Raw genomic sequence first — 24,149 nt, forward strand, 5'->3', positions numbered from 1 at the left:
GGCGGGGCGCACCCGCTCTGGCGAGACCCCGGCTCGCGCCGGGGCGACATGGGATCTTCAGCCCAGCAGCCGCTGATTCACGACCTTGCCGTCCTTGGTCAGCCGGATCGCCTGAGTGATCTCGTCCTCATCGGGCAGCACCGGGCCGCCCTTCTCCTTGTCCCAGAAGGCGGACAGGAAGTTGTAGAGGTTCCGCGCGAACAGCGCCGATGCGTCGGACGCCAGCCGGCCCGGCACGTTGCGGAAGCCGACGATCTTCACGCCATGCTTCTCGACGATCTCGCCCGCGACCGCGCCCTCGACATTGCCGCCCTGTTCGACGGCAAGGTCGACGATCACGCTGCCCGGCCGCATCGTCGCGATCTGCGCGTCCGAAATCAGGCGCGGCGCCGGCCGCCCCGGGATCAGCGCGGTGGTGATCACGATATCCTGCTTGGCGAGATGGCTGGAAACGAGATCGGCCTGCGCCTTCTTATATTCCTCGGACATCTCGGTCGCATAGCCGCCGGAACCTTCGCCTTCGATGCCGGAGACATTCTCCACGAAGATCGGCTTGGCGCCCAGCGACTGGATCTGCTCCTTCGTCGCCGAGCGCACGTCGGTGGCCGAAACCTGCGCACCCAGCCGGCGCGCGGTCGCGATCGCCTGCAGGCCCGCCACGCCGACGCCCATGATGAAGGCGCGTGCAGCCGAAACCGTGCCCGCCGCCGTCATCATCATCGGAAAGGCGCGGCCATAGATGGAGGCCGCATCCACCACCGCCTTGTAGCCGGCGAGGTTGGACTGGGACGACAGGATATCCATGGATTGCGCGCGCGTGATGCGCGGCATGAATTCCATCGCCAGCGCCTCGATCCCGGCGGCGGCATAGGCATCCACCCGTGCGCGCTCGCCGAAGGGATTGAGGCCCGCCACCAGCCACGCGCCGGGCTTGGCACCCGCCAGCGAAGCGGGGTCCGGCCCCTGCACGCCCAGCAGGATATCCGCATCCTTCAGCACGCTCGCCCGGTCGCCGATCGTGGCGCCGGCAGCCGCATAATCCGCATCCGCGATCGCAGCCCCTGCCCCCGCGCCGGCCTCAACGGCCAGCGTGGCGCCCAGGCCCGCGAACTTTTTCACCGTTTCCGGCGTGGCGGCGACGCGGGGTTCCCCCGCTGCGGTCTCCCCAAGGACCGCGATTCTGACGCCCGCCACCGCTCAGTTTGCGATCAGATAGACGACAAGCGCAGCCGCCACGACACAAGCGATCGTGCCGATCTTCATCAGGGAAAGAAAACCCTCGTAAGTCCCCTCATGCGCCTTCAGGTCGTTCGAAGCGCCGTTCGTTTCCGCCATTTTATTTTCCCCCACAGGGTGCGTGAACCGAGCGCGCAATAACGGCACATGCCCGGCGCCTCAAGTGCGGAAGGCAGCAATCGGGCCAGCAAACTCTTAGCCGTGCTTAATCCTAGCTTTACCCCAAGCCGCTATCCGGGCCTCGCGCCGTGGCGCAAGCCTTGGGGAGAATCGATGGGCCGGGATGCGACCCGCACGTTGCTGCTGATCGACGATGAGCCGGCGCAGAGCCGGCTGATCGCCGCCATGGCGTCACGCGCCGGCTGGCGAACGATCACGGCGCCGGACGGCAAGGCCGCGCTCCAGGCGATCGCGCTCGCCGCGCAGCCGATCGATCTCGTCCTGTTCGATTGCTGGGCGCCCGAAACGGATGGAGAAGGGATCATCGCCGCGATCCGCCGGCATCATCCCGATCTGCCGCTGGTGATGATCACCGCGCGGACCTCGGTTGCCGCCGCCGTCACGGCGATGCGGGCCGGCGCCACCGATTTCCTGGTGAAGCCGATCGCGGCCGATCGCCTGCTCGCGGCGCTCGACGCCGCCATGGCCGGTCGCGTGGGCGAGCTTCGCCCGATGGCCGAGAAGATCGGCGAAAGGCTCGCCTTCGACGAGATCGTCGGCTCCGCGCCCGAATTCCGCGCCGCGCTCGCCATCGCCGCCAAGGCCGCCCGCGCCCGCGTGCCCGTGCTGATCGAAGGCGAAAGCGGCGTCGGCAAGGAGGTCATCGCCCACGCCATCCACGCCGCCAGCCCGCGCGAACGCCGCCCGCTCATCGCCATCAATTGCGGGGCGATTTCCGCCAATCTCGTCGAATCCGAGCTGTTCGGCCACGAACGCGGCGCCTTCACCGGCGCGTTCGACCGGCATATCGGCAAGTTTCAGGATGCCGATGGCGGCACGCTTTTCCTCGACGAGGTGGGCGAGCTGCCGTTCGATGCGCAGGTGAAGCTGCTCCGCGTCCTCCAGACCGGCGAGATCCAGCCGATCGGCGCCCGCGCGCCCCGCCAGGTGGATGTGCGCGTCATCGCCGCCACCAACCGCACGCTCGCCGACGAGGTCGCCGCCGGCCGCTTCCGCGAGGATCTCTATTACCGCCTGAACGTCGTCCAGCTCACCATACCACCGCTGCGCGACCGGCCGGGCGATATCCCCGCCCTCACCCGCCACCTGCTCTCCCGCATCGCCCGCCAGCCCGGCCTGCGCGGGCTGGGCATCACCGACGAGGCGCTGCGCCTGCTGGCCGGCTATGGCTGGCCCGGCAATGTCCGCCAGCTCCAGAACGCGCTGTTCCGCGCAGCCGTGCTGTGCGAGGGGCACGCCCTCACCCCCGCCGATTTCCCGCAAATCGCGCACGAGGCGGCCGCCCCCGCGTCCCGGAGCGCGCCGCCGCTCACCAACGCCGCCGGCGTCACCTTGTTCGAACCCAACGGCCATATGCGCACGCTGGAAGCGATCGAGGCGGATATCATCCGGCTCGCGATCGGCCATTATCACGGCCGGATGACGGAAGTGGCCCGCCGCCTCGGCATCGGCCGCTCGACCCTTTACCGCAAGCTCGGCGAGCTCGGCATCGACCACGCCGCCTGATCGAACCGCCCCTGTCCCATTCCGGAACGTCATGGCGGCGTAACCCGCTTTGAACATCAAGGTAATCGATCTGACTTGTTCGGCCGCCACCTGATGGGATGCGCGCCGCCATCGGGCGCCGCCGCAACCGATCAGCAAACGGGGGTCAGTAAATGCGCAAGCTCGTCTCGTCCGTGGCCGTCATGCTCGCGGCCACATCCGTCGCCGCCTCGGCCCACGCCTCGGCCGTCATCGATTTCGACAATCTCGCCACCAGCTACGGCGGCGGCGCCTATCATGAGGACGGTTTCGTCCTCACCGGCAATTTCTGCAACAGCATCTCGGGCAATTGCATCAACGCCGTCGATCCCGCGCTCAGCATCGATGGCAGCGGCACCTCGGTCGTGAAGGCCAGCGGGGCCGCGACCACCTTCACCGTCGCGCGCGAGGATGGCGGCGCCTTCCAGTTCGTGTCGATGGATTTCGGCAAGACCAAGGTGGAAACCGGCCCGGTCTTCACCGCCTCTTCCACCTATGAGTTCAAGTTCACGCTGGCGGATGCGGACGAGACGGTCGTCACCCGCTATTTCACCTTCGATCACAACCGCAATTCGCCGATCGTGGCCCACACTGCGATCTTCGAAGGGCTTGGCGACATCACCAAGTTCACCTTCCGCAACCAGAGCACCGCCGCCCAGTTCGATAATATCCGGCTCGGCGATGCGGCTGTTGCCGCCGTGCCCGAACCCGCGACCTGGGCGATGATGATCGGCGGCTTCGGCATGGTGGGCGGCGTAATGCGCCGCCGCCGGGAAAACATGCTCAAGCTGGCCTGACCGGTTCGCGAGGAGGGGCGTGGACGCGCCTCTCCTCGCCTTTCCTTTGCTGGTTATAGCGGGCTCAGCGCCTCGTCGCGCATGCCGCGCCATATCTTCAGCGCCTGCACCGTTTCGAACACGTCGTGCACCCGGATCAGCTGCACGCCGGCATTGGCGCCGGCCAGCGCCAGCGCGATCGATCCGCCCAGCCTGCGGTCCGCCGGGGCCTCGTCCGCCAGCGCGCCGATCAGCCGCTTGCGGCTGGCGCCCAGCAGCACCGGGCAGCCAAGCCCGTGGAACAGCGCGAGGCCGTTCATGATCGCCAGATTGTGGCGCACCGTCTTGCCGAAGCCGATGCCCGGATCGACGATGATCGCATCGCGCCGGATGCCGGCCGCCTCGGCCGCCGCGATCCGATCCTCCAGCCAGTCATAGACCTCGATCAGCACGTCGCCGTAACGGGGATCGTCCTGCATCGTCTGCGGATCGCCGCGATGGTGCATCAGCACCACGGGGCAGCCGGCGCGCGCCGCCACTTCGGCCGCGCGCCCGTCCCACAGCAATGCGGACACATCGTTCACGATATGCGCGCCGGCGGCAATCGCGGCTTCCATCACCGCCGCCTTGCGCGTGTCGATCGAGATGGCGGTGCCGGCGCGCGCCAGCCGCTCGATCACCGGCGCGGTCCGGGCGATCTCGTCCCCTTCCCACACCGTCGCGGCACCCGGCCGGGTCGATTCCCCGCCCACGTCGATGATCGCCGCCCCTTCCGCCGCCAGCGCGACGCCCAGATCGGCTGCGCGCGCGGCATCGCCTTCATGCCGCCCGCCATCGGAGAAGCTGTCCGGCGTGGCGTTCAGGATGCCCATCACCTGCGGCTGGTCCAGCCGCACGACGCGCTCGCCCAGCTTCAGCGGGGCACGGGGCGCGACGATCCGGGCGATCGTCGCGCGCGTGGCCTCCGCCTGTGCGGGGGAAAGCCCGTCGATGAACGGATCGATCCGCTCCACCGGCACAAGCCGATCGGCCACCCGGCGTCCGCCATCCACCGCGATCACGTCGAAGGCGGAAAACCATGTCATCCCGCCCGCCAGCCGCAGCGCCTGCCCGTCGCGATCGAACGGCGCGCCGACGAACCCCGTCGGGCGGAAATAGAGGCGGGCGGAAGGCGGGATATCGGCCATGTCAGCGGGATCGCCGGCTTTTCAGGCGCGGGTGGGGGATATCACTCCCCGGTCGCCGCCAGGTGCCGCTGGCGCAGCGCATCAATCTCGACCAGCTTGCCGGCTTCCTCATAATGCCAGAAGCTCCAGCCGTTGCACGAAGGCGCGCCCTGCACCGTGGCGCCCAGCTTGTGGATCGATCCCGCGCCCGCGCCTTCCACCAGCGCCAGCGTGCCATCGGCCTTCACCTCCGCCTTCCAGCGGCGCTTGGCGTCCGTCAGCATCGTGCCCGGCTCGATCAGGCCCAACTCCACCAGCAGGCCGAAGGCGACGCGCGGCTGCGCCTTCTTCTCGGGGATCAGCACCATCGCGCTTTCGTCCAGCGGCAGCGTGGAATCTATGCGCTGCCGGGCGACCTTCACATATTTTGTCTCGCGCTCGATGCCGATCCAGCGGCGCTTCAGGCGGCGGGCGACGGCGCCGGTGGTGCCGGTGCCGAAGAAGGGATCGAGCACGATGTCGCCCGGCTCGGTGCAGGCCAGCATCACGCGATAGAGCAGCGCCTCCGGCTTCTGGGTGGGATGGGCCTTGTGGCCGTCATCGTCCTTCAGCCGCTCGCCGCCGGAACAGATCGGCAGCGACCAGTCGGACCGCATCTGCAGGTCGTCGTTCAACGCCTTCATCGTGCGATAATTGAAGGTGTAGCGCGCCTTCTCGCTCTTGGAGCACCAGATCATCGTCTCATGCGCATTGGTGAAGCGCGTGCCCTTGAAGTTGGGCATCGGGTTTGCCTTGCGCCAGACGATGTCGTTCAGGATCCAGAAGCCCTCGTCCTGAAGCGCGGCGCCGACGCGGAAAATGTTGTGATAGCTGCCGATCACCCAGATGGTGCCATCATCCTTCAGCACGCGCCGCGCCTCGCGCAGCCAGGCCTTGGTGAAGGCATCATAGGTGGCGAGGCTGTCGAACTTGTCCCAATCGTCGTCCACGGCATCCACCTGGCTGCCGTCGGGCCGGTGCAGATCGCCGCCGAGCTGGAGGTTGTAGGGCGGATCGGCGAAGATCATGTCGATCGAACGATCGGGCAGGCCCTTCATCGCCTCGATGCAGTCGCCCTGGATGATCGTTTCGAACGGCAGCATCGTCAGCTTCGGCCGCTTGACCGAGGCGACAGCCGTCCCCTTCCGCTGAATGCGTTGCACAACCGCCATCGATAAAATCCCCTGTTCCTTGAAGCAGCGGGATGAGTCAGCCGGACTCCGCGGTCAAGATCAGGGCCTTGGACCGGCTAGCTCGGACGCGATCTTACCATGGCGGAACGAAAGGAGTCTGCCACCTTATGTTGAGTCGGCCGTTAACCACCGACTCAATCCATTGTGGTGTGCCCTCGAAGACTCACCCCCGTGAATTTTTTTGCGGGGCGCCCGAATACGGCCGATCCGGCCGGGAACTACCCGGAAACTACAGCGCCAGCACCTGCTGGGCGACGGGCGCGAAGCTGCGGCGGTGGAGCGGCGTGGGGCCGAGCCGGACGAGCGCGTCCATATGCGCGCGCGATCCATAGCCCTTGTTGGATGCCCAGCCATAGCCGGGATGCAGGCGATCATATTCGATCATCATCCGATCGCGTTCCTGCTTGGCGATGATCGATGCCGCCGCGATCGAAAGGCACAGGGCGTCGCCGCCGATCACGGGGCGCGAGGGATGCGTCCAGCGCGGGCAGCGATTGCCGTCCACCAGCACCATGCCCGGCGCCACGCCCAATGCGGCGACGGCACGCTCCATCGCCAGCATCGAGGCCCACAGGATGTTGATCTCGTCGATCTCCTCGACCGTGGCGATGCCGACGCCGACCAGCGCCACCGCGCGCAGTTCCTCACAGATGCGCGCGCGCACCTTCTCCGAAAGCTTCTTGGAATCGTCGATGCCCTTGGGCACGCGGCCATGGTCCAGCACCACGGCGGCGGCCACCACCGGCCCGGCCAGCGGCCCGCGCCCGGCTTCGTCCACGCCCACCACGGGGCCGGGATGCTCGCGCTCCAGCTCGAAGCTCGGCCCGGCGGCAATGAGACGCTCCGTCTTCACGCCAGCCCTGTCATCGCATCGAAGGGCACGCCGCCCAGCGCATGGCCCATCGGGCCGTGCCCGGCGCCCAGGCCCGGCGCTGCCGCCAGCGCCGCGCGCAGATAATCCCGCGCGCGATCGACGGCGAGCTGCAGCGCCATCCCCTGCCCCAGGCCGGTGGCGATGCCGCTTGCCAGCGTGCAGCCCGTGCCGTGGCTGTTGCGGGTTTCGATCCGGTCGTTCCAATATTCCACGGCCGCGCCGTCGTGGATCAATATGTCCCCCAGCATCGGCCGGCCATTGCGGATCATCGGCGGCAGATGCCCGCCCTTCGCCAGCACCGCGCAGCCGAAAGTTTCGAACAGCTTGAGGCCGGCCCGCCCGGCCTGGGCGAAATCCGCCACCGGCAGGCCGGTCAGCGCCGCCAGCTCCGGCGCATTGGGCGTCACCACCGTCGCGATCCGCATCAGCCGGCCGAAGGCGGCCACGGTATCGGCATCGGCCAGCACCGATCCGCTGGATGCCACCATCACCGGATCGAACACGATCGGCACCTCGCCCATCGCGGCGAGCCGTTCCGCCACCGCATCGGCCGTCGCCGCCGATCCGATCATGCCGATCTTCACCGCGTCCACGCCGATATCGGCGGCCACGGCATCGATCTGCGCGATCACCATATCGGCCGGCACGGGATGCACGGCCGTCACCCCCAGCGTATTCTGGGCGGTGATCGCGGCGATGGCCGTCATCGGATGGCCGCCCAGCATGGTCACGGTGCGGATATCCGCCTGGATGCCGGCGCCGCCCCCGGAATCGGAACCGGCGATGATGAGGATGCGGGCGATGGTCACGCGGCGGCCTTAACAGCCTCGCAGATGCTGTCCACCACCTCGGCGACGAGCGCCTCGTCCTCGCCCTCCGCCATCACCCGGATCAGCGGTTCGGTGCCGGATTTGCGGATAAGGATGCGCCCGGTGCCGTTCAGCCGCGCCTCGGCCGCGACGATCGCCTGCTTCACGCCATCCTGCTCCAGCGGCGCGCCGCCCTTGAAGCGGACATTCTTCAGCAACTGCGGCAGGGGATCGAACTGGCGCAGCAGTTCATGCGCCGGCCGGCCCGATTCCACCAGCTCCGCCAGCACCTGCAGCGCCGCCACCAGCCCGTCGCCGGTGGTGGCGTGATCGGAAAGGATGATGTGCCCGGATTGCTCGCCGCCGACGTTGAAGCCCTGCGATCGCATCGCCTCCAGCACGTAGCGATCCCCCACCGCCGAACGATGCAGCGCGAGGCCATGCCCGCCCAGGAAGCGTTCCAGCCCGAGGTTGGACATCACCGTGGCGACGATCCCGCCGCCCCGCAACAGCCCCTTGCGCGCCCACGATGCGCCGATCAGCGCCATCAGCTGATCCCCGTCGACGACATTGCCCTTGTCGTCCACCACGATCAGCCGATCGGCGTCGCCATCCAGCGCGATGCCGATATCCGCGCGCGTTTCCACCACCTTGGCGACCAGCGCCGCCGGGTCGGTCGATCCGCATTTGTCGTTGATGTTGATGCCATCGGGCGAAACGCCGAGCGGGATCACCTCCGCGCCCAATTCCCACAGGGCGGCTGGCGCGACCTGATAGGCGGCGCCGTTGGCGCAGTCGATCACGATGCGCAGCCCATCCAGCGTCAGCTTGTCCGGGAAGGTCGATTTGGCGGCGTGGATGTAACGCCCGCGCGCATCCTCCACCCGCCTTGCCCGGCCGATCGCATCGGATGCCACCAGCAGCGGTTCGGCATCCAGCAGCGCCTCGATGGCATCTTCGTCCGCGTCGGAAAGCTTGTAGCCGTCCGGCCCGAACAGCTTGATGCCGTTGTCGTAAAAGGGGTTGTGGCTGGCGGAGATCATCACGCCGATGTCGGCCCGCATCGATCGGGTGAGCATCGCCACCGCCGGCGTGGGCATCGGTCCCACCAGCACCACATCCATGCCCACGCTGGTGAAGCCCGCCACCAGCGCGGATTCCATCATATAGCCGGAAAGCCGGGTATCCTTGCCGATCACCACGCGATGCCGGTGGTCGCCGCGCATGAAGTGCGCGCCGGCCGCCTGCCCCACCTTCATCGCGGTCGCCGCCGTCATCGGCGCCTCGTTGGTGCGCCCGCGAATCCCGTCCGTGCCGAAATATTTCCTTGCCATGCCCCGTCTTGTTCCTGCCTGTCGCTGGGGTTGCCTTCGCGTCTATGGCGCAAGGATAGTCCGAACCCCCGGCCGGAGCGAGCCTTGATCGAAACCCTGTCCCGCGCCATCGATGCGCTGGCTGCCATCGTCTTCTGGAAAATCCCCTTCTTCGGCACGCAGATCGAAGCCATCGTGCTCTGGCTGGCGATCCCGATGCTGTTCTTCACCTTCTGGCTGGGCGTGCCGCAGATCAGCGGCATCAGGCTGGGCTGGAAGGCGATGCGCGGCCATTATGCCGATCCCGACCATCCCGGCGAGATGAGCCAGTTCGCCGCCCTTTCCACAGCGCTGTCCGGCACGCTGGGCCTGGGCAATATCGCCGGCGTCGCTATCGCCATCGCCATCGGCGGGCCGGGCGCCGCCTTCTGGCAGTTCGTGATCGGCATCTTCGCCATGGCGCTGAAGGCGGCGGAGGTGACGCTGGGCCTCAAATATCGCGAGGTCGATGCCCGCGGCACGATGCGCGGCGGGCCGATGTATGTGCTGAAGAACGGCCTGGGCGCGCGCGGCTGGCCGAAGATCGGCCTGATCCTGGGCGGCCTTTATGCCGTGTTCGCGCTGGGCGGGGCGATCCCGCTGGTGCAGGTGAACCAGAGCTATGCGCAGGTCAGCGCGGTTGCCGGCGCCGATTTCTCGTTGGCCTATGGCATCGGCATGGCGCTCGCCGTCTCGCTGGTGGTGGTGGGCGGCGCGCGCTGGCTGGGCCGGGTCACGGTGCTGCTCGTGCCGGGGATGAGCATCCTCTACATGGCGGCGGCGTTTGCCGTCGTCCTCTATCACTGGACGGATATTCCCGCCGCCTTCGCCACCATCGTCTCCGATGCCTTCACCGGCCGGGCGGTGGCGGGCGGCGCGGTCGGCACCTTCGTCGTCGGCATGCGGCGCGCGGTCTATTCGTGCGAGGCGGGCGTGGGTTCGGCGGTGATGGCGCACGCCGCCGCCCGCACGAAGGAACCCGCGTCCGAAGGCATGGTCGCCCTGCTGGAACCGCTGTTCGATACCGTCATCATGTGCTCGCTCACCGCGCTGATGATCGTGGTGTCGGGCGTGTGGGACGACGGCTTCAACGATATCGCCATGGCGTCCGCCGCCTTTGCCGGCGTCTTTTCCTGGTTTCCCTATGTGCTGGCCGTCGCGGTGGTGCTGTTCGCTTATGCCACGCTGATCGCCTGGGGCTATTATGGCGGGCAGGCCTGGGCCTATCTGTTCGGCCCGTCGCGCTTCGCCACCGTCAGCTATCGCATCCTCTATTGCGTGGCGCTGCCGGTGGGCGCGGTGCTGGATATCAGCCGCGTCATCAACCTGGTGGACAGCGCCTTCTTCCTGATGGCGGCGCCCAACGTCGTCGCCCTATACCTCTTCGCGCCCGAGGTGCGGCGCGAGATCCGGGGCTATATCGCCCGGATGCGCGCCGCGCCGGCCCGCGTCAGTCTTCCGGTATAGGGGCGACCGCGACCAGTTTCAGCGCCTCGGGCCGGCCGGCGAAATCCACCTTGTCGCCCACGCCCGCGCCGATCAGCGCGCGGGCGAGCGGCGCGGTGAAGGCGATGCGGCCGGCGGCGGGATCGGCCTCGTCATCGCCCACGATATCCACGGTCCGCGTCTCGCCCGCCTGCTTGTAGGTGACGCGCGAACCGAATCCCGCTTCCTCGGGATCGGCGGGCGGCGCCGTAACCTGCGCGGTCGCGCGGCGGACATGCCAGTAGCGCAGTTCCCGGCGGATCGCCTCGATCGCCTCCTCCCCTCCGCCTGCCGCCACGAGATCGGCCAGCGCCGCCTCCCGCTCGGCCGCCTTGGCCTCGATCAGGGCGAGGCCGCGCGGCGTCACCAGATTGGGCCCCACCGGGATCGGCAATTCGGGCCGGGGCTCCTTATGCTCCTCGTCCGAATCACGACGGAACGCGACACTCATTGCACCTTCATCCTCAAATTGGCTGGGCGGGGCCGGGCCTCCGCCGGAACATGGCTGTATAGCGCCGGCAGCAGGCAGACGGTTCCCACGCGGCAAGCGCTTGACCTTTGCGTCCCAGCAGGCACAGGGTCCGCGCAACAAGAATAGAAGACAAGATTCAAGGGGGTATCGCATTATGGGCCTGTTCGACCGCCGCAAACCGCTGGAGGAGGCCGCAGATCCCTCCGGGGAACGGCTGGCGCCGACCCTGTCCTGGCCGCACCTCGTCGCGCTGGGCGTGGGTGCTATCGTCGGCACGGGCATCCTCACCCTGATCGGCGTGGGTGCCGATCGCGCGGGCCCGGCCGTGCTGCTGTCCTTCGCCATCGCGGGCGCGATCTGCGCCTGCGCGGCGCTGGCCTATGCCGAAATGGCGACGATGATGCCGGCCGCCGGCAGCGCCTATTCCTACAGCTATACGGTGCTCGGCGAAATCATCGCCTGGGTGGTGGGGTGGAGCCTCATCCTCGAATATTCGCTGGTCGTATCCACCGTCGCGGTCGGCTGGTCGGGCTATGCCGCGCCGCTGCTCCACGCCTCCACCGGCTTCCCGATGGCGCTGATGCAGGGGCCGGAACTGGGCGGCATCGTCAACCTGCCGGCGATCTTCATCATCGCCGTGGTCGCCGGGCTGCTGATCGTCGGCACGCGGGAAAGCGCGACGCTCAACGCCATCCTCGTGCTGGTGAAGATCGCCACGCTCACCCTGTTCGTCGCGGTGGCGCTGCCCTATTTCGATACCGCCAACCTCCACCCCTTCATGCCCTTCGGCTTCGCCAAGGGGGTGAGCCCCGACGGCGTCGAGCGCGGGGTGATGGCGGCCGCCGCGATCATCTTCTTCGCCTTCTACGGCTTCGATGCGATTTCCACGGCGGCGGAAGAAACGAAGAAGCCCGAACGCGACCTGCCGATCGGCATCATCGGATCGATGCTGGCCTGCACGCTGATCTACGTTCTCGTCGCCGCCGCCGCCGTGGGCGCGCTGCCCTTCACCCGCTTCGCCGACAGCCCGGAGCCGCTGGCGCTGATCCTGCGCGAGATCGGCCAGGGCAAGGTGGCGACCGTCGTCGCCGCCGCGGCGGTGATCGCGCTTCCCACGGTGCTGCTGGCCTTCCTCTTCGGCCAGAGCCGCATCTTCCTGGTGATGGCGCGGGACGGCTTCCTGCCGAAGCCGCTCGCCCATCTGTCGAAACGCGGCGCGCCGGTGCGCATCACCCTGATCACCGCCGCCTTCGTATCGGTGATCGCGGGCTTCGTGCCGCTCGACAAGATCGCCGCGCTGGCCAATTCGGGCACGCTCGTCGCCTTCATCGCCGTGTCGGTCTGCATGCTGGTGATGCGCCGCCGCGCCCCCGACGCCCGCCGGCCGTTCCGCACGCCCGCCGCCACGCTGGTGGGCGCGGGTGCGATCATCGGCTGCCTCTATCTGTTCCTCAGCCTGCCGACCCAGACGCAGGTCTGGTTCTTCCTGTGGAACGGCTTCGGCCTGGTGGTCTATTTCCTCTACGGCCGCGCGCGCAGCCTGATCGGGCGCGGGCTCCAGGGCCGGTAACCGGCATCCGGGCGCCCCGCCTCACCCAGGCGGGCGCCCGGATCGTCTCAGCCGAACCAGCTCGGCTCGCCTTCCGCCGAAAGATACCAGCGATCCTCGCCCTCTATGGCGATCGCGGTCAGCCGGCCGGTGGCATAGGCGCCGGTATCGATGCCGATGCGGTTCGCCTGCTCGTCCGGCTCGTCGCTGATCGTGTGCCCGTGGACCACGACCACGCCATGGTCCGCATCCGAATCGAGGAACTGCTCGCGTATCCAGCGGAGGTCCGCGACATCCTGCGCATCGATCGCCACGCCGGGCCGTATCCCGGCATGGACGAACAGATAATCGCCGAAGCGGAAGCCGTCGCCGCAGCTCTTCAGGAAGGCGATATGCTCTTCCGGCACGCTGGCGCGCAGCAGCGCGGCCATCGCCTCGTCATCGCCGGCCGCCGCCAGCAGCGCCTCCCGCCCGACGCCGTAGCTCAGCGCGCATTCCAGGCCGCCATATTGCAGCCAGCGCGGCATCAGCCCGCTTTCGCCGTCCAGGATGCGCAGGAACAGTTCCTCATGATTGCCCAGCAGCGAAACCACGGTCATGCCGGTCAGCGGCACCGACCGCACCAGATCGACGACCCCGCGCGAATCGGGGCCGCGATCGATCAGGTCGCCCAGCATCACCAGATAGGCCTTGGCCGCCGGGCCGCGCAGCGCATTGTCGCGCGCGATCAGCCCCAGCAGCTCGGCAAGCTGGTCCAGGCAGCCATGCACGTCGCCGATCGCATAGCAGCGCGCATCGGCGGCACCGCGCGGCGCCGGCCTGTCCTCCTGGCGAGGCGCTTTTCGCGATCGGAACGGTAGAAACTTCATCACGCCTCGTCCGTATACGCCTGTTCGTGCCGCCGCGCAGCCGTTTCCGCATGATGAAACAGGCGCTAACGCTTTTCCGAATGGTTGGGCATAAGCCCTTCAGGCAGATGGCAGGCGGTGCGCATGAACGGAAATGATCGACCGGTGGTGATGGTGACGGGCGGGGCCGGCTATATCGGCAGCCACGCCGTGCTGGCGCTCGCGGATGCGGGTTGGCGCGTGGTGGTGCTGGACAATCTCATCACCGGCTTCCGCTGGGCGGTCGATCCCCGCGCCGCCTTCGTCGAAGGCGCGATCGAGGATATGGCGCTCGTCGGCCGCATCATCGCCGATCATGGCGTGGGCGCCATCCTCCATTTCGCCGGATCGGTGGTGGTGCCGGAATCGGTCGCCGATCCGCTCAAATATTATCGCAACAACACCGCCGCCACGCGATCGCTGCTGGAAAGCGCGGTCGCGGGCGGGGTGCGCCACTTCATCTTCTCCTCCACCGCCGCCACCTACGGCATCCCCGAAAGCATCCCGATCCGGGAGGACGCCCCCAAGGCGCCGATCAATCCCTACGGCGCGTCCAAGCTGATGACGGAACGGATGCTGGCGGACGTCGCCGCCGCGCACCCCATGAACTATGGCGCGCTCCGCTATTTCAACGTGGCGGGCGCCGATCCCGGCGGCCGTTCGGGCCAGTCGACCACGGGCGCCACCCATCTCATCAAGGTCGCAGCCGAAGCCGTCACCGGCCAGCGCGATCATGTCGCGGTGTTCGGCACCGATTATGCCACGCCGGACGGCACCGGCGTGCGCGACTATATCCATGTCAGCGACCTGGCCGACGCCCATGTCCACGCGCTGGAAGCCTTGATCGCCGCGCCCACGGAAAGCTTCACGCTCAATTGCGGCTATGGCCGGGGCTATTCGGTGCTGGAAGTGCTGGATGCCGTGGATCGCGCCACCAACCACCCGATCGAACGCCGCATGCTGCCCCGCCGGCCGGGCGATCCCGACGCGCTGGTCGCGGACAATGCCGCCATCCTCGCTCGCCTGCCCTGGCGGCCGAAGCGCGACGATCTGGACGTCATCGTGGCCGATGCCCTGCGCTGGCAGCGCCACCTGGCCGATCTAGCGACGGCCTGAAGGCTTCCCCTCAGGTCGAAATCAGCCAGCGATCCGTGCCCTCCAGGCAGAGCGCGGTCAGCCGGCCCGTCCAGTAGGCGCCGGTATCGATGCCGATACGGTTGCGGCGTTCCTGCACCTGCTCGGTCGCGCTATGGCCGTGGATCACGAAATGGCCGTGGTCCGCCTTGCTGTCGAGAAACTCGTCGCGGATCCATAGCAGATCGCGCGGGTCCTGGTCCGCGATCGGGACGCCGGGGCGCACGCCCGCATGCACGAACAGATAGTCGCCGACGATCTTGTAGTGCGGCAGCGCCTCCAGCCAGGCGATCGCATCTTGGGGCACGATATCCCGCGCCGCGGCGGCAATCGCCTCCACGTCGCCCGCATCGAGCACCGCCGGCGGCACGCCCCAGCTTTCCAGCGTCTCACCGCCGCCATTGCCCAGCCACAGGGCCATGGCCTCATCGCCCCCGCGCAGTGCGTCCACGGCCATCGCCTCGTGATTGCCCATCAGCACCGTCACGCCCGAATCGGCGTCGAAGGCGCGCAGCAGCTCGACCAGCGCGGCGCTGTCCGGCCCGCGATCGATGAAATCGCCCAGGATCACCACCTCGGTCGCGCCGCCGCCGCGCATCGCCAGATCCTCGTCGATCCGCTCCAGCAGGTGGCCGAACATGTCGAGGCAGCCATGGATATCGCCGATCGCGCAGACCCGCTGCCCGGCGGGAAGGGCCGTCGGAACGGCACTCCGCCGTTTCCATGGCAACAGGCTGCTGGCTCGGGAAAGCATGTCCAAAAGGCGTCCCCCGCGATGCGGTGCCAGGCAGGCCTAGCAGAAACATGGTTAACCGCGAAGCCCGCCGCGAATGTTAACCAAATCGTTAACCATTTCCGCCAACCAGGGAACAATCATTTCCATCGCATGCTTTTGCCATCAGTTGTTCGGGACAGGAGCCATGGGCGGAATCGCCGGCGAAATACGGAAGATGTGGCGCGCGGGCGCGATCGCCGCGCTTGCCCTGTCCAGCCCGCTCCTGCAGGGCGGCACCGATTTCGCCTCCAACCTCGATTCCCGCCTGCTCGCCGCCCATAATCGCGAACGCGCCTCGCTGGGCATCCAGCCGCTTACGTGGAACGAAGGGCTGGCGCGGGATGCGGCGGCGTGGGGCCGCTATCTGTCGCGCCTCGGCTACCTCAAGCACTCGCCCGACAATCCGAGCGATCCCGATCCGCAGGGGGAGAATCTGTGGGCGGGAACGCGCGGCTATTACACGCCGGAAAACATGGTCGGGCTGTGGGTGTCGGAAAAGCGCTTCTTCAAGGCAGGCATCTTCCCCGACAACAGCCGCACCGCGCGGCTGGAGGATATCGCCCATTACACCCAGGTGATGTGGCGCAGCTCCACCGATGTCGGCTGCGCGGTGGTGCGCGGCCGATACGATGATTTCCTGGTCTGCCGCTATAGCGAGGGCGGCAACGTGCTAGGCGAACGGCCGTTCTGATTCGGGCGCGATCGGCGCGAAACGGACGCTGAGGTCCACCTTCGCCGAAGCCTGCTTATCCCAGCGCTGCCGGCGGCTGAAGCGGATCGCCCCGCCGATCAGGCCGAAGCCCAGGATCATCTGGACCCAGATATTGGCATCGGGCAGCAGCGGCGTTTCCGGATCGGTGCCGGGGCCCGGACCGGGGCCTTCCGGCGTCGTCGGGCCGCCCGGGAAGATGCCCCCGCCCGGCCGCACCGGCGGCGGCAGGATCGAACGCGGCGGATTGAAGGTCTTCGGATCGAAGGACGCGAGGCTGATCGGCGTTTCCACGTCGGCCTGCGGAATCGGCAGGTCGAGCGACGAGAGCACCACCGGCACCGCCGTGGGGCACGGCGCGATCGCAGCCGGGCTTGCCGCCGCCATTTCCGCCGCGGGCTGGCGCACGCGGGTCTTCGGCAGGGCATATTGCCGGGGCGCGGTGGCCTTGTGCACCGCGTTGCGCACCTGCGGAACGGATAAGGTTAGCGCCGCCGAACCGACGACGGGACATACACAGGCCGCCATGAGCTTGGCGGCCTTCGACGCGACCATGGATTGCAGCACTTTACGAACCCTCCCCGCGCACCCACCCGTACGCTTAAGGGTTCGTTAGGGCAATTTTGGCTAAAACCCAAGACGCGGCGAGAGATTAACCACGAATCAGGGCGTGATAACGCTCCCTCGTAACAAATGGAAACATAGGAGCAGCCGTTCCAGCCGCAAATGTCCCGAATATGGACATAAACTAAAGATTTCTGCGCAACCCGCGATCCCAACAATCGAATCGCTGTCGGATTTATTTACAAAATTTAACACAAGCCTGCGAATCGGCATCTTTGTCGGTCGATTCCGCGATCCCGTCGATTGCCGTCTGGACGGACAGCAGCTTTTGTTGGATATCGGAGCCCGGAGGATTTCCGCCTGAACGCTCACGCCGACATAGCCGAGACCAGCAAGAAGCCGGCGCCAGGAGCACCCTCGTTCGGGGCATGGCTCGCTGCGCACGTCCGCAAGGATTGGCCGCTGTGGCTGGGCATGGCCGCCATCGCCCTGCCGACGATGGCGTCGGTCGCACGCGACAGCTGGTCGACCGAACAGGGCGCCCATGGCCCCATCGTGCTCGCCACCGGCCTGTGGCTGATCCTGCGCCAGTGGCGCGCCGCCTGCGCCATCGCGCGGCCGGGCTCGCCCTGGCTGGGCGTGGCGATGCTGCTGCCCACGCTGCTGCTCTACATCTTCGCGCGCATCACCAACATCGTCGAGATCGAGGGCTTCGCCATGTATGGCGCGCTGCTCTCCATCCTCTACATGTCGGCCGGCGGCGCGGTGATGCGGCTGCTCTGGTTCCCGCTGCTCTACATGCTGTTCGTGTTCCCGCCGCCCGATACCGTGGTGGCGATGGTCACGCAGCCCCTGAAGATATGGATATCGCGGGCGGCGATCGAGCTGCTCTATTTCCTCGGCTATCCGATCGCGGGCTCGGGCGTCACGATCCAGATCGGCCAGTATCAGCTTCTCGTCGCGGCCGCCTGCGCGGGTCTCAACTCGCTCATCAGCCTGTCCGCGATCGGGCTGTTCTACATCTACATCCGCCACAATGCGAACTGGCGCTATGCGGCGCTGCTGATGCTGGCGATCGTGCCCGTGAAATTATTCGCCAATTTCGTGCGCGTGCTGATCCTGGTGCTGATCACCTATCATTTCGGGGAAGCGATGGCGCAGGGCTTCGTCCATAATTTCGCGGGCGTCACGATGTTCGCCATATCGGTGCTGGGCATCTTCGCGGTGGACGCGTTGGCCTCGCCGCTCCGCCGCCGCCTCGCCATCGCGGGATCGAACGAGCAATGACGACGATGCGCGACACCGATGACGAGCGCGCGGCCCCCGGCTCGGGCCTTTCCCGGCGCAACCTGCTGCTCGGCGGGGTGATGCTGGGCACGGCGGCGCTATGCTATGCCCGCCAGCCGAAGCCCGTCCCGTCGCTGCTGGGCAAGACCAAGCTCGACAGCCTGATCCCCAACCGCATCGGTCGCTGGACCTACGAGACCAGCTCGGGCCTCGTATTGCCGCCGCGCGACCAGCTGAGCGAGCGCATCTACGACCAGCTCGTCACCCGCGTCTATACGGCGCCGGACGGCACCGGCGTCATGCTGCTCGTCGCCTATAGCGGGCGGCAGGACGGCATGATTCAGGTCCACCGGCCGGAGGTCTGCTATCCGGCCAGCGGCTATGCGCTGACCGAGTCGGTGGAGCACCCCGTCCGGGTCGGCCCACAATTCACCCTGCCCACGCGCTTCATCGTGGCGGAAGGGCGCTCGCGCATCGAACAGCTCATCTACTGGACGCGCGTCGGCCCCAGCTTCCCCACGGGCTGGCTGGGGCAGCGCCGCGCCGTGATCGACGAGAATCTCCAGGGCCGGATTCCCGACGGCGTGCTCGTCCGCATATCGACGATCGCGCAGGACAGTTCCGCCGCGCTCACGATGCTGGACGACTTCACCAATCAGCTGCTTCCCGTCCTGCCCGCCAAGGCCCGCCAGGCCCTTATCGGACGGACGTGAAGCCCCACGCCCACCCGGCGCGCGTGGGGCGGCCGCCGGGCGGGATATAGCGGGGACGACCCGCCTCTCTCCCGCCCCGGATGGAGGTTCAGGGCTTGGGCCAGAAGTTGAAGGGGCGCAGCACGAACAGGATGTAACCCAGGGTCGCGGCAATCACGGCGACGGCGGCCAGCTGGTAGCCCTCGTTGCCAAGATAATTGGCTACCGCGCAGCCCACCGACGGGCCTAGATATTGCCATATCGAATCCCGCGGCGGTTCATCTCCGGTCGATCGCTGCATGAACAGAACAATCAGGCCGGCGAATATAGCTACCGTGATCCAGTCGAAGACAGTTTCCAAAAAGCTTCCCCTTTTGTTGATGGAATGCCTGTATAGATCGAAGCAGTCCAGCCCCAATCGGCCCGGCTCCGCTATTTGCGGGAAGGAACGATATGGCGGTCTGGTGGCGCATGGGAGAATGATGTGAAGACCAAATCGATGATCCTCGCAAGTGCGGCGGCAATGATGATGCTGACGCTCAGCGCCTGCGAAAAGAAAGCGGAAGGCCAGGTCGTCGCTGTCGTCAATGGCGAGGAAGTGTCTCTGCAGGAATTGAACGCGGAACTTGCCGGCCAGAATATTCCCGATTCGGTCGACAAGAAAGTGCTGATGAAGGAAGTCCTCCAGCGCGTCATCGATCGCAAGCTCCTGGTCCAGCGCGCCAAGGAACAGGGGCTGGACAAGGATCCCGAATATCTCACCCAGCGCCGCCGCCTGGATGAAAACCTGCTGGTCGGCCTGCTCGGCAAGAAGGCCGCCGCCAGCGTGAAGATTCCCGATGGCCCGACCATCGACAAGTTCATCGCGGAAAATCCGCAGATGTTCGCGCAGCGCGAACGCTACTCCCTCAACCAGATCCAGTTCGATCTGCCGGCGAACCCCCAGCGCCTTTCCGTCCTCCAGAAGGACAAGACGCTCGATGCCGTCGCGCAGTCGCTCGATTCGCTCGGCATCAAGTATCGCCGCGGCACGGCCGTGCTCGATTCGGCCACGACGCCGCCGGCGGTGATGGCCCAGATCCTGAAGCTGCCGGCCGGCGAGCCCTTCATCATCCCGATGAACGGCAAGGTCTATGCCAGCGTCATCACCGGCCAGCAGGCGACGCCGACGCCGTCCGAAGTCGCCCGTCCCGCCGCGACCGAGGCGATTCGCCGCCGCGACCTCGCCGAAATCAGCACCAAGACGCTGAAGCAGGCGCGTGACGCCGCGAAGATCCAATATCAGCCCGGCTACGAGCCGCCGGCCAAGACGGGCGCCAAGGGCACGGCCGCGCCCGGTGCTCCGGCTGCCGCGCCGGGGGCCGAGGGCGCCGCGGCGCCGGCCCTCCCGGCACCGGAAGCAGCCCCGGCNCCTGCCCCGGCCGCCAACTGATCGCGCCGCGCGCGGTGCGGATGGAGCCCGGCTCCGTCCGCACCGCGCCTTCCCATCCCCTTATCCGGCTCTGCCGGGCGGCCTTCGGTCAGCCCCGCCGCGCGCGCCAGGCGATGCGGAAGATGCGCGGCCCTTCCACCAGATAGCGGCGCCACAGCCGGCGCGGCTCGGAAAGCAGGCGATAACTCCATTCCAGCCCCGCCCGCTGCATCCAGCGCGGCGCGCGGCGGGCACGGCCCGTCAGGAAATCGATCGACGCGCCGATGCACAGGCCCAGCCCCGTCGCATCGCCGCGCCGGGCGATCTCCAGCGCCAGATATTCCTGCTGCGGGCAGCCGACGGCCAGGAAGACGAAGCGCGCCTTCGCGGCCGCGACGAAAGCGGCGGCCTCCGCAAGCGCCGCCTTGTTGGTGCGCAGGCCCATCGGCGGCACATGCTGGACGATCTCGGCGCCGGGCACCAGCGGCGCCACCTGCCCCGCCGTCTCGCCATCGCCGCCGATGATGGCGATGCGATCGCCCGGCCGCACCGCCGCCAGCAGCCGCGCGGTCAGATCGCTGCCGGGCGCCACGGCCAGGCGAATGCCCTCCAGCGCCGCCAGCCGCGCGAGGATGCGGCTGTCGCACGGCCGCGCCAGCGCGTGGGCATAGGCTTCCGCCAGCCGCTCGTCCCGTCCTTCGCCATGGAGGCGGATCACATGATCGACATTGGGGGTGACGACATAGGCAAAAGGCGCGTCGGCCGGCCGATCCGCCAGCGCGGAGACCAGTTCCTCCATGCCCCGCCGGTCGAAATCCACGTCCAGATAGCGCTGCACCGCGGCGGGATCAGTAGGCATCCTTGTCCCAGATCACCTTGAACACGGTTTCGAGGATGATGCGGAAATCCAGCGCCAGCGACCAGTTGTCGATATAATAACGGTCATATTCCACGCGCTGGCGCGCCCGCTCGATCGTATCGATCTCGCCGCGCAGGCCACGCACCTGGGCCAGGCCGGTGATCCCCGGCTTCACCCGGTGGCGCGCGGCATATCCCTTCACCGCATCGAAATAATAAGCGTCGCCCACCTTCATGTGGGTGGCGTGCGGCCGCGGCCCGACGATCGACATGTCGCCGCGCAGCACGTTGAAAAGCTGCGGCAGCTCGTCGATGCTCAGCCGGCGGATGATGCGCCCCACCGATGTCACGCGATCGTCGTTGCGCGTGGTGCGGGCCGCGCCCGTCGCATCGCCCCGGTCGACATACATGGACCGGAACTTCAGCACCTCGATCTCGACATTGTTGAAGCCGAAGCGCCGCTGCTTGAACAATATCGGCCCGGGGCTCGTCAGGCGGATCGCCAGCGCCGTCCCGATCAGCAGGGGCGAAAGCAGGGCGATGCCGATCAGCGCCAGCCCCCGATCCTCGGCCGCCTTCAATATGCCGTGCCAGTCGCGGATCGGCCGCTGCCACAGCGCCAGGATCGGCACGGTGCCGATGAACTTCATCTCATATTGGGTGGTCAGCTCCACCGATTCCCGTGGGATCAGGCAGATATCGATCGCCACCTCGGCCAGGTCGGCCAATATCTCGTCCAGCCGTTCCTGGGTGATCTTGGGGAGCGCGATCAGCACCTGATCCACCTCCCCGCGCCGGGCAAGGTCGACCACGGCATCCAGCCCGCCCAGGAAAGGCACGCGCATCGCCCCCTCGCCCAGCCGCGTCTTGCGGCCGTCCGCCACCCCGACGATGGAGAGATAGGGCAGCCGCTCCACGTCCAGCAGGGTCAGCGCGCGCTGCGATACATCCTCGTCCGCGCCGTAGATCACGATGCGCTGGCCGATATAGCCGGCCCGCACCAGCAATGCGATCGCGCCACGCAGCACGAACGTGCCGAGGTAGAGCAGCATCAGCACGCTGGCGATGTAGGCCAGGATCACCCCGCGCGAGAACATGTCGAGCATGCCGAGCTGCCAGATCGTCGCGACCACCAGGATCGACGCGATCATATAATCCAGCACGCCGCCCTGATGCGCCTCGCCGCCGCGCGCCATCGGGCTGCTATAGGCATCGCGCGAAAGGCGGATCAGGAAGAAGTTCACCGCCGCGATGATCGCCGCCGTGCTGTGGATCGACGCATCGAACAGGTCGCCCACCAGCAGGTCGTAGACGAACAGGCTGATCGGCACCGCCAGCAAGAGGCAGATGAAGTCCGTCACCACCGCCATCGATGCGATGACGTTGGAGGTGAAGCGCACCTTCGGCGTCGCGGGAACGTCCCCGCCGCGCGGCACGGCGATCTGGCCGGTCGGCGGCGTCATGCGGCGCGCCTCCGGGCGGGTTCGCCGCCGGCGCTCTCGCGGGCCGGATCGGCGGGCAGCCCCCGCATCACCGCATCGCCGCCCTTCAGCTTCGAAAGCGCGGCGGCGACGGTGCGGATGCAATCGGCATCGTGGGCGCCCGCGCACAGATCCGCCCGGATCTTCCATCCCGGCACCAGATCGGGATTGCGCCCCGTAAAGGTCTCCGCCACCTGCATCGCCTGCGATCTGCGGTTGGACGAGATCAGATAGTTTACATAGGCCGCCAGCACATCGACATTGCCGGGGAAATCCTGCAGCGCGCGTTCGAACGTGCCGGTGGCGAGGCCGTCCTGCTGCCGCAGGCCGTAGATTTCGGCCAGCACGATCGGCGTGCTCGCCAGATCGGGATTGTCGCGCTGGAGCAGCCGGGCATCGGCCAGCGCACCGTCCAGGTCCTTGCCGGCCATGCGGATGCGGGCGCGCAGCAGCAGGGCATGCGAATTGGTCGCGTCGAACGCCAGCACCGCATTCGCCCGCCGCAGCGCATCTTCCCTCTGCCCCATCGCCTCGCGGGTCATGGCATAGATGGCGTGCGCCTCGGCATTCGCCTGCGTTATCCGGTCGTCGGCCGCCAGCGGGCGCAGGATGCGCTCCGCCTCCGCCGCCCGCCCACGCGCCTGGAGATAACGCGCCAGCGCGACCTTCATCGCCGGGGTGCCATTGGCCGCTATGCGCGCGACGGCCTCGGCGGGCACGGCATCGCCGCCCGCGTCCAGCCACAGGTCGGCGACGCGCGCCTGCAGCAGGACATCGGCCGGCTTGGTCTGCTGGACGCGATCGAGGACGGCGAAGGCTTCCGCATTCTTGCCGTTCCGATAAAGCTGCCGGGCATAATCGATCTGGGCATCGACATTGTCCGGGGTCAGCTTCGCCATGCGCGCCAGCACCGCCTCGATATTCGCACTGTCCCCGGTGCGGCGATAGATTTCGAGCAGCGCGACCAATGTCGGAGCGTTATCGCCGTTGCGTGCCGCCAGCTTGTCGAGGATGGCCACCGCCTCCTCATTCTGGTTGCGGACCGAAAGCAGCCGCGCGCGCAGCAATTGCGCGCCCTGATCGTCGGGGGAAAGCGCCTGCACCTGGCTAATGAAGCCATCGGCATCGTCCAGTCGCCCCTGCTTCAGCGCCACCGATGCCTTCACCAGCAAGGCGCGGCCGTTCTGCGCGTTCAGCGCGAGAAGCTGGTCGGCATATTTGTCCGCCGCAACCGTGTCCCCGCCCGCGAAGGCCAGTTCCGCGGCGGCGTGCAGCGCTTCCTGATTGCCATGCTCCAGCTCCAGCGAACGGACATAGGCCGCATAGGCGCCGGCATAGTTGCGCCGCGCCATCTCGATCCGCGCCAGCAGCAGCCAGTAGCTGGCGACATCGTCGCGCAGGGCCAGCGCCTCGCGGATCGTGGTGACGGCGCTCCACGTATCGCCCGCCTGGAAAAGCTGGTCCGCCCGCGCGGCGGCGGCGGCCGCCCTTTCCCCAGGCGATCCGCACCCGCCCAGCGCCAGCGCCAGGGCAAGCGCGCCGGCAAGGCGCCACGTCGTCATAGATCCCGGCGACCGTCCCATGCTGCGCTCAGATGACGGACGCGTATCGCGCGCTGTCCAGGGGCAACATGAGGAAGGTCGCGCGGCCTTCCGGCCGCAGGCTGTCCATCGCAGGTCTGTCGGGCATCCGGCCG

At 67.6% G+C, this 24,149-nt stretch carries 24 protein-coding genes; 9 read left to right on the forward strand and 15 right to left on the reverse strand.

Annotated elements, in window-relative coordinates; all coding sequences use genetic code 11:
• Positions 1 to 57: 57 nt before the first annotated feature.
• Together BHE75_RS13970 and BHE75_RS23340 are read right to left on the reverse strand one after the other, a co-directional pair.
• The gene (locus BHE75_RS13970; RefSeq protein WP_015457385.1) at positions 58 to 1,194 is read right to left on the reverse strand and encodes an NAD(P) transhydrogenase subunit alpha; all 1,137 of its coding nucleotides are present in this window, start codon (positions 1,192 to 1,194) and stop codon (positions 58 to 60) included.
• Between the two features lie 3 nt (positions 1,195 to 1,197).
• Complete coding sequence (locus BHE75_RS23340; RefSeq protein ID WP_015457386.1) at positions 1,198 to 1,335, reverse strand: aa3-type cytochrome c oxidase subunit IV; 138 nt, start codon at positions 1,333 to 1,335, stop codon at positions 1,198 to 1,200.
• Between the two features lie 174 nt (positions 1,336 to 1,509).
• On the opposite strand from BHE75_RS23340, the gene BHE75_RS13975 reads away from it, so the two are divergent.
• Positions 1,510 to 2,922, forward strand: coding sequence for a sigma-54-dependent transcriptional regulator (locus BHE75_RS13975; protein ID WP_070934251.1), 1,413 nt, complete (start codon positions 1,510 to 1,512; stop codon positions 2,920 to 2,922).
• Between the two features lie 152 nt (positions 2,923 to 3,074).
• Positions 3,075 to 3,737, forward strand: a complete 663-nt coding sequence (locus BHE75_RS25010; RefSeq protein WP_070934252.1) for a PEPxxWA-CTERM sorting domain-containing protein — start codon at positions 3,075 to 3,077, stop codon at positions 3,735 to 3,737.
• Positions 3,738 to 3,790: 53 nt separating this feature from the next.
• On the opposite strand, the gene folP is transcribed toward BHE75_RS25010, so the two are convergent.
• The 5 genes from folP to glmM all read right to left on the reverse strand — a co-directional run bounded on the left by folP (position 3,791) and on the right by glmM (position 9,131).
• A complete protein-coding gene (gene folP / locus BHE75_RS13985) occupies positions 3,791 to 4,903 on the reverse strand; it encodes a dihydropteroate synthase (protein WP_070934253.1) in 1,113 nt (370 codons plus the stop codon).
• Positions 4,904 to 4,944: 41 nt separating this feature from the next.
• Complete coding sequence (locus tag BHE75_RS13990) at positions 4,945 to 6,093, reverse strand: site-specific DNA-methyltransferase (protein WP_015457390.1); 1,149 nt, start codon at positions 6,091 to 6,093, stop codon at positions 4,945 to 4,947.
• 250 nt (positions 6,094 to 6,343) lie between these two features.
• On the reverse strand, positions 6,344 to 6,967 hold the full coding sequence (locus tag BHE75_RS13995) for a ribonuclease HII (RefSeq protein ID WP_191225198.1): 624 nt from the start codon (positions 6,965 to 6,967) through the stop codon (positions 6,344 to 6,346).
• Positions 6,964 to 7,797, reverse strand: coding sequence for a bifunctional hydroxymethylpyrimidine kinase/phosphomethylpyrimidine kinase (gene thiD / locus BHE75_RS14000; protein WP_070934254.1), 834 nt, complete (start codon positions 7,795 to 7,797; stop codon positions 6,964 to 6,966). Before thiD ends, BHE75_RS13995 begins: the two co-directional genes overlap by 4 nt.
• A complete protein-coding gene (glmM, locus tag BHE75_RS14005; protein ID WP_070934255.1) occupies positions 7,794 to 9,131 on the reverse strand; it encodes a phosphoglucosamine mutase in 1,338 nt (445 codons plus the stop codon). The genes thiD and glmM overlap by 4 nt, the downstream gene beginning before the upstream one ends.
• Positions 9,132 to 9,215: 84 nt before the next feature.
• Between glmM and BHE75_RS14010 the strand changes: the two genes are divergently transcribed.
• Positions 9,216 to 10,616 carry an alanine/glycine:cation symporter family protein gene (locus tag BHE75_RS14010; protein WP_191225199.1) on the forward strand — a complete coding sequence of 467 codons (1,401 nt, stop codon included), beginning with the start codon at positions 9,216 to 9,218 and terminating at the stop codon, positions 10,614 to 10,616.
• Here the strand turns inward: BHE75_RS14010 and BHE75_RS14015 are convergent.
• On the reverse strand, positions 10,600 to 11,085 hold the full coding sequence (locus BHE75_RS14015; protein WP_015457395.1) for a GreA/GreB family elongation factor: 486 nt from the start codon (positions 11,083 to 11,085) through the stop codon (positions 10,600 to 10,602). The genes BHE75_RS14010 and BHE75_RS14015 overlap by 17 nt on opposite strands.
• 175 nt (positions 11,086 to 11,260) lie before the next feature.
• Here BHE75_RS14015 and BHE75_RS14020 point away from each other — a divergent pair, with 175 nt between their 5' ends.
• Positions 11,261 to 12,676 (forward strand): amino acid permease, encoded by a 1,416-nt coding sequence (locus tag BHE75_RS14020; protein ID WP_015457396.1) that lies wholly within the window; start codon positions 11,261 to 11,263, stop codon positions 12,674 to 12,676.
• Positions 12,677 to 12,723: 47 nt separating this feature from the next.
• Here BHE75_RS14020 and BHE75_RS14025 read toward each other — a convergent pair whose 3' ends face one another.
• The gene (locus tag BHE75_RS14025; protein WP_070934256.1) at positions 12,724 to 13,524 is read right to left on the reverse strand and encodes a metallophosphoesterase family protein; all 801 of its coding nucleotides are present in this window, start codon (positions 13,522 to 13,524) and stop codon (positions 12,724 to 12,726) included.
• A 123-nt stretch (positions 13,525 to 13,647) separates the two neighbouring features.
• Here BHE75_RS14025 and galE point away from each other — a divergent pair, with 123 nt between their 5' ends.
• Entirely contained in the window at positions 13,648 to 14,658 is a 1,011-nt protein-coding gene (galE, locus tag BHE75_RS14030; protein WP_070934257.1) for a UDP-glucose 4-epimerase GalE, read from the forward strand.
• 10 nt (positions 14,659 to 14,668) lie between these two features.
• Here galE and BHE75_RS14035 read toward each other — a convergent pair whose 3' ends face one another.
• On the reverse strand, positions 14,669 to 15,430 hold the full coding sequence (locus BHE75_RS14035) for a metallophosphoesterase family protein (RefSeq protein WP_070934258.1): 762 nt from the start codon (positions 15,428 to 15,430) through the stop codon (positions 14,669 to 14,671).
• A gap of 166 nt (positions 15,431 to 15,596) precedes the next feature.
• Between BHE75_RS14035 and BHE75_RS14040 the strand changes: the two genes are divergently transcribed.
• The gene (locus tag BHE75_RS14040; RefSeq protein ID WP_015457400.1) at positions 15,597 to 16,142 is read left to right on the forward strand and encodes a CAP domain-containing protein; all 546 of its coding nucleotides are present in this window, start codon (positions 15,597 to 15,599) and stop codon (positions 16,140 to 16,142) included.
• Here the strand turns inward: BHE75_RS14040 and BHE75_RS14045 are convergent.
• Positions 16,122 to 16,727, reverse strand: a complete 606-nt coding sequence (locus tag BHE75_RS14045) for a hypothetical protein (RefSeq protein ID WP_236626843.1) — start codon at positions 16,725 to 16,727, stop codon at positions 16,122 to 16,124. The two genes, BHE75_RS14040 and BHE75_RS14045, sit on opposite strands and share 21 nt — an antisense overlap.
• Positions 16,728 to 17,027: 300 nt before the next feature.
• Between BHE75_RS14045 and xrtV the strand changes: the two genes are divergently transcribed.
• Positions 17,028 to 18,011 carry an exosortase V gene (gene xrtV, locus BHE75_RS14050; RefSeq protein WP_368073066.1) on the forward strand — a complete coding sequence of 328 codons (984 nt, stop codon included), beginning with the start codon at positions 17,028 to 17,030 and terminating at the stop codon, positions 18,009 to 18,011.
• Positions 18,008 to 18,724 (forward strand): exosortase-associated protein EpsI, V-type, encoded by a 717-nt coding sequence (gene epsI, locus BHE75_RS14055; protein ID WP_015457403.1) that lies wholly within the window; start codon positions 18,008 to 18,010, stop codon positions 18,722 to 18,724. The genes xrtV and epsI overlap by 4 nt, the downstream gene beginning before the upstream one ends.
• An 88-nt stretch (positions 18,725 to 18,812) precedes the next feature.
• Here epsI and BHE75_RS14060 read toward each other — a convergent pair whose 3' ends face one another.
• The gene (locus tag BHE75_RS14060; RefSeq protein WP_015457404.1) at positions 18,813 to 19,064 is read right to left on the reverse strand and encodes an XrtV sorting system accessory protein; all 252 of its coding nucleotides are present in this window, start codon (positions 19,062 to 19,064) and stop codon (positions 18,813 to 18,815) included.
• A 168-nt stretch (positions 19,065 to 19,232) separates the two neighbouring features.
• Between BHE75_RS14060 and BHE75_RS14065 the strand changes: the two genes are divergently transcribed.
• On the forward strand, positions 19,233 to 20,135 hold the full coding sequence (locus tag BHE75_RS14065; protein WP_438830625.1) for a peptidyl-prolyl cis-trans isomerase: 903 nt from the start codon (positions 19,233 to 19,235) through the stop codon (positions 20,133 to 20,135).
• Between the two features lie 88 nt (positions 20,136 to 20,223).
• Here the strand turns inward: BHE75_RS14065 and BHE75_RS14070 are convergent, their stop codons facing one another.
• Genes BHE75_RS14070 through BHE75_RS14080 form a run of 3 tightly spaced genes read right to left on the reverse strand, consistent with a single transcriptional unit; the run spans position 20,224 to position 24,015 of the window.
• On the reverse strand, positions 20,224 to 20,973 hold the full coding sequence (locus BHE75_RS14070) for a WecB/TagA/CpsF family glycosyltransferase (protein ID WP_070934260.1): 750 nt from the start codon (positions 20,971 to 20,973) through the stop codon (positions 20,224 to 20,226).
• Positions 20,963 to 22,435 carry an undecaprenyl-phosphate glucose phosphotransferase gene (locus BHE75_RS14075; protein ID WP_015457407.1) on the reverse strand — a complete coding sequence of 491 codons (1,473 nt, stop codon included), beginning with the start codon at positions 22,433 to 22,435 and terminating at the stop codon, positions 20,963 to 20,965. The genes BHE75_RS14070 and BHE75_RS14075 overlap by 11 nt, the downstream gene beginning before the upstream one ends.
• Positions 22,432 to 24,015 carry a tetratricopeptide repeat protein gene (locus BHE75_RS14080; protein ID WP_070934261.1) on the reverse strand — a complete coding sequence of 528 codons (1,584 nt, stop codon included), beginning with the start codon at positions 24,013 to 24,015 and terminating at the stop codon, positions 22,432 to 22,434. The genes BHE75_RS14075 and BHE75_RS14080 overlap by 4 nt, the downstream gene beginning before the upstream one ends.
• Positions 24,016 to 24,149 lie beyond the last annotated feature (134 nt).

The organism is Edaphosphingomonas haloaromaticamans (assembly GCF_001853345.1).
Taxonomy (GTDB): domain Bacteria; phylum Pseudomonadota; class Alphaproteobacteria; order Sphingomonadales; family Sphingomonadaceae; genus Sphingomonas_E; species Sphingomonas_E fennica.

Coding starts and splice junctions, on each gene's coding strand:
- BHE75_RS13975 (WP_070934251.1), top strand. CDS start 1,510: ATGGGCCGGGATGCGACCCGCACGTTGCTGCTGATCGACGATGAGCCG.
- BHE75_RS23340 (WP_015457386.1), bottom strand. CDS start 1,335: ATGGCGGAAACGAACGGCGCTTCGAACGACCTGAAGGCGCATGAGGGG.
- BHE75_RS14040 (WP_015457400.1), top strand. CDS start 15,597: ATGGGCGGAATCGCCGGCGAAATACGGAAGATGTGGCGCGCGGGCGCG.
- folP (WP_070934253.1), bottom strand. CDS start 4,903: ATGGCCGATATCCCGCCTTCCGCCCGCCTCTATTTCCGCCCGACGGGG.
- BHE75_RS25010 (WP_070934252.1), top strand. CDS start 3,075: ATGCGCAAGCTCGTCTCGTCCGTGGCCGTCATGCTCGCGGCCACATCC.
- BHE75_RS14035 (WP_070934258.1), bottom strand. CDS start 15,430: ATGCTTTCCCGAGCCAGCAGCCTGTTGCCATGGAAACGGCGGAGTGCC.
- BHE75_RS14015 (WP_015457395.1), bottom strand. CDS start 11,085: ATGAGTGTCGCGTTCCGTCGTGATTCGGACGAGGAGCATAAGGAGCCC.
- BHE75_RS13990 (WP_015457390.1), bottom strand. CDS start 6,093: ATGGCGGTTGTGCAACGCATTCAGCGGAAGGGGACGGCTGTCGCCTCG.
- glmM (WP_070934255.1), bottom strand. CDS start 9,131: ATGGCAAGGAAATATTTCGGCACGGACGGGATTCGCGGGCGCACCAAC.
- BHE75_RS14070 (WP_070934260.1), bottom strand. CDS start 20,973: ATGCCTACTGATCCCGCCGCGGTGCAGCGCTATCTGGACGTGGATTTC.
- galE (WP_070934257.1), top strand. CDS start 13,648: ATGAACGGAAATGATCGACCGGTGGTGATGGTGACGGGCGGGGCCGGC.
- epsI (WP_015457403.1), top strand. CDS start 18,008: ATGACGACGATGCGCGACACCGATGACGAGCGCGCGGCCCCCGGCTCG.
- BHE75_RS14020 (WP_015457396.1), top strand. CDS start 11,261: ATGGGCCTGTTCGACCGCCGCAAACCGCTGGAGGAGGCCGCAGATCCC.
- BHE75_RS14025 (WP_070934256.1), bottom strand. CDS start 13,524: ATGAAGTTTCTACCGTTCCGATCGCGAAAAGCGCCTCGCCAGGAGGAC.
- BHE75_RS14080 (WP_070934261.1), bottom strand. CDS start 24,015: ATGACGACGTGGCGCCTTGCCGGCGCGCTTGCCCTGGCGCTGGCGCTG.
- BHE75_RS14075 (WP_015457407.1), bottom strand. CDS start 22,435: ATGACGCCGCCGACCGGCCAGATCGCCGTGCCGCGCGGCGGGGACGTT.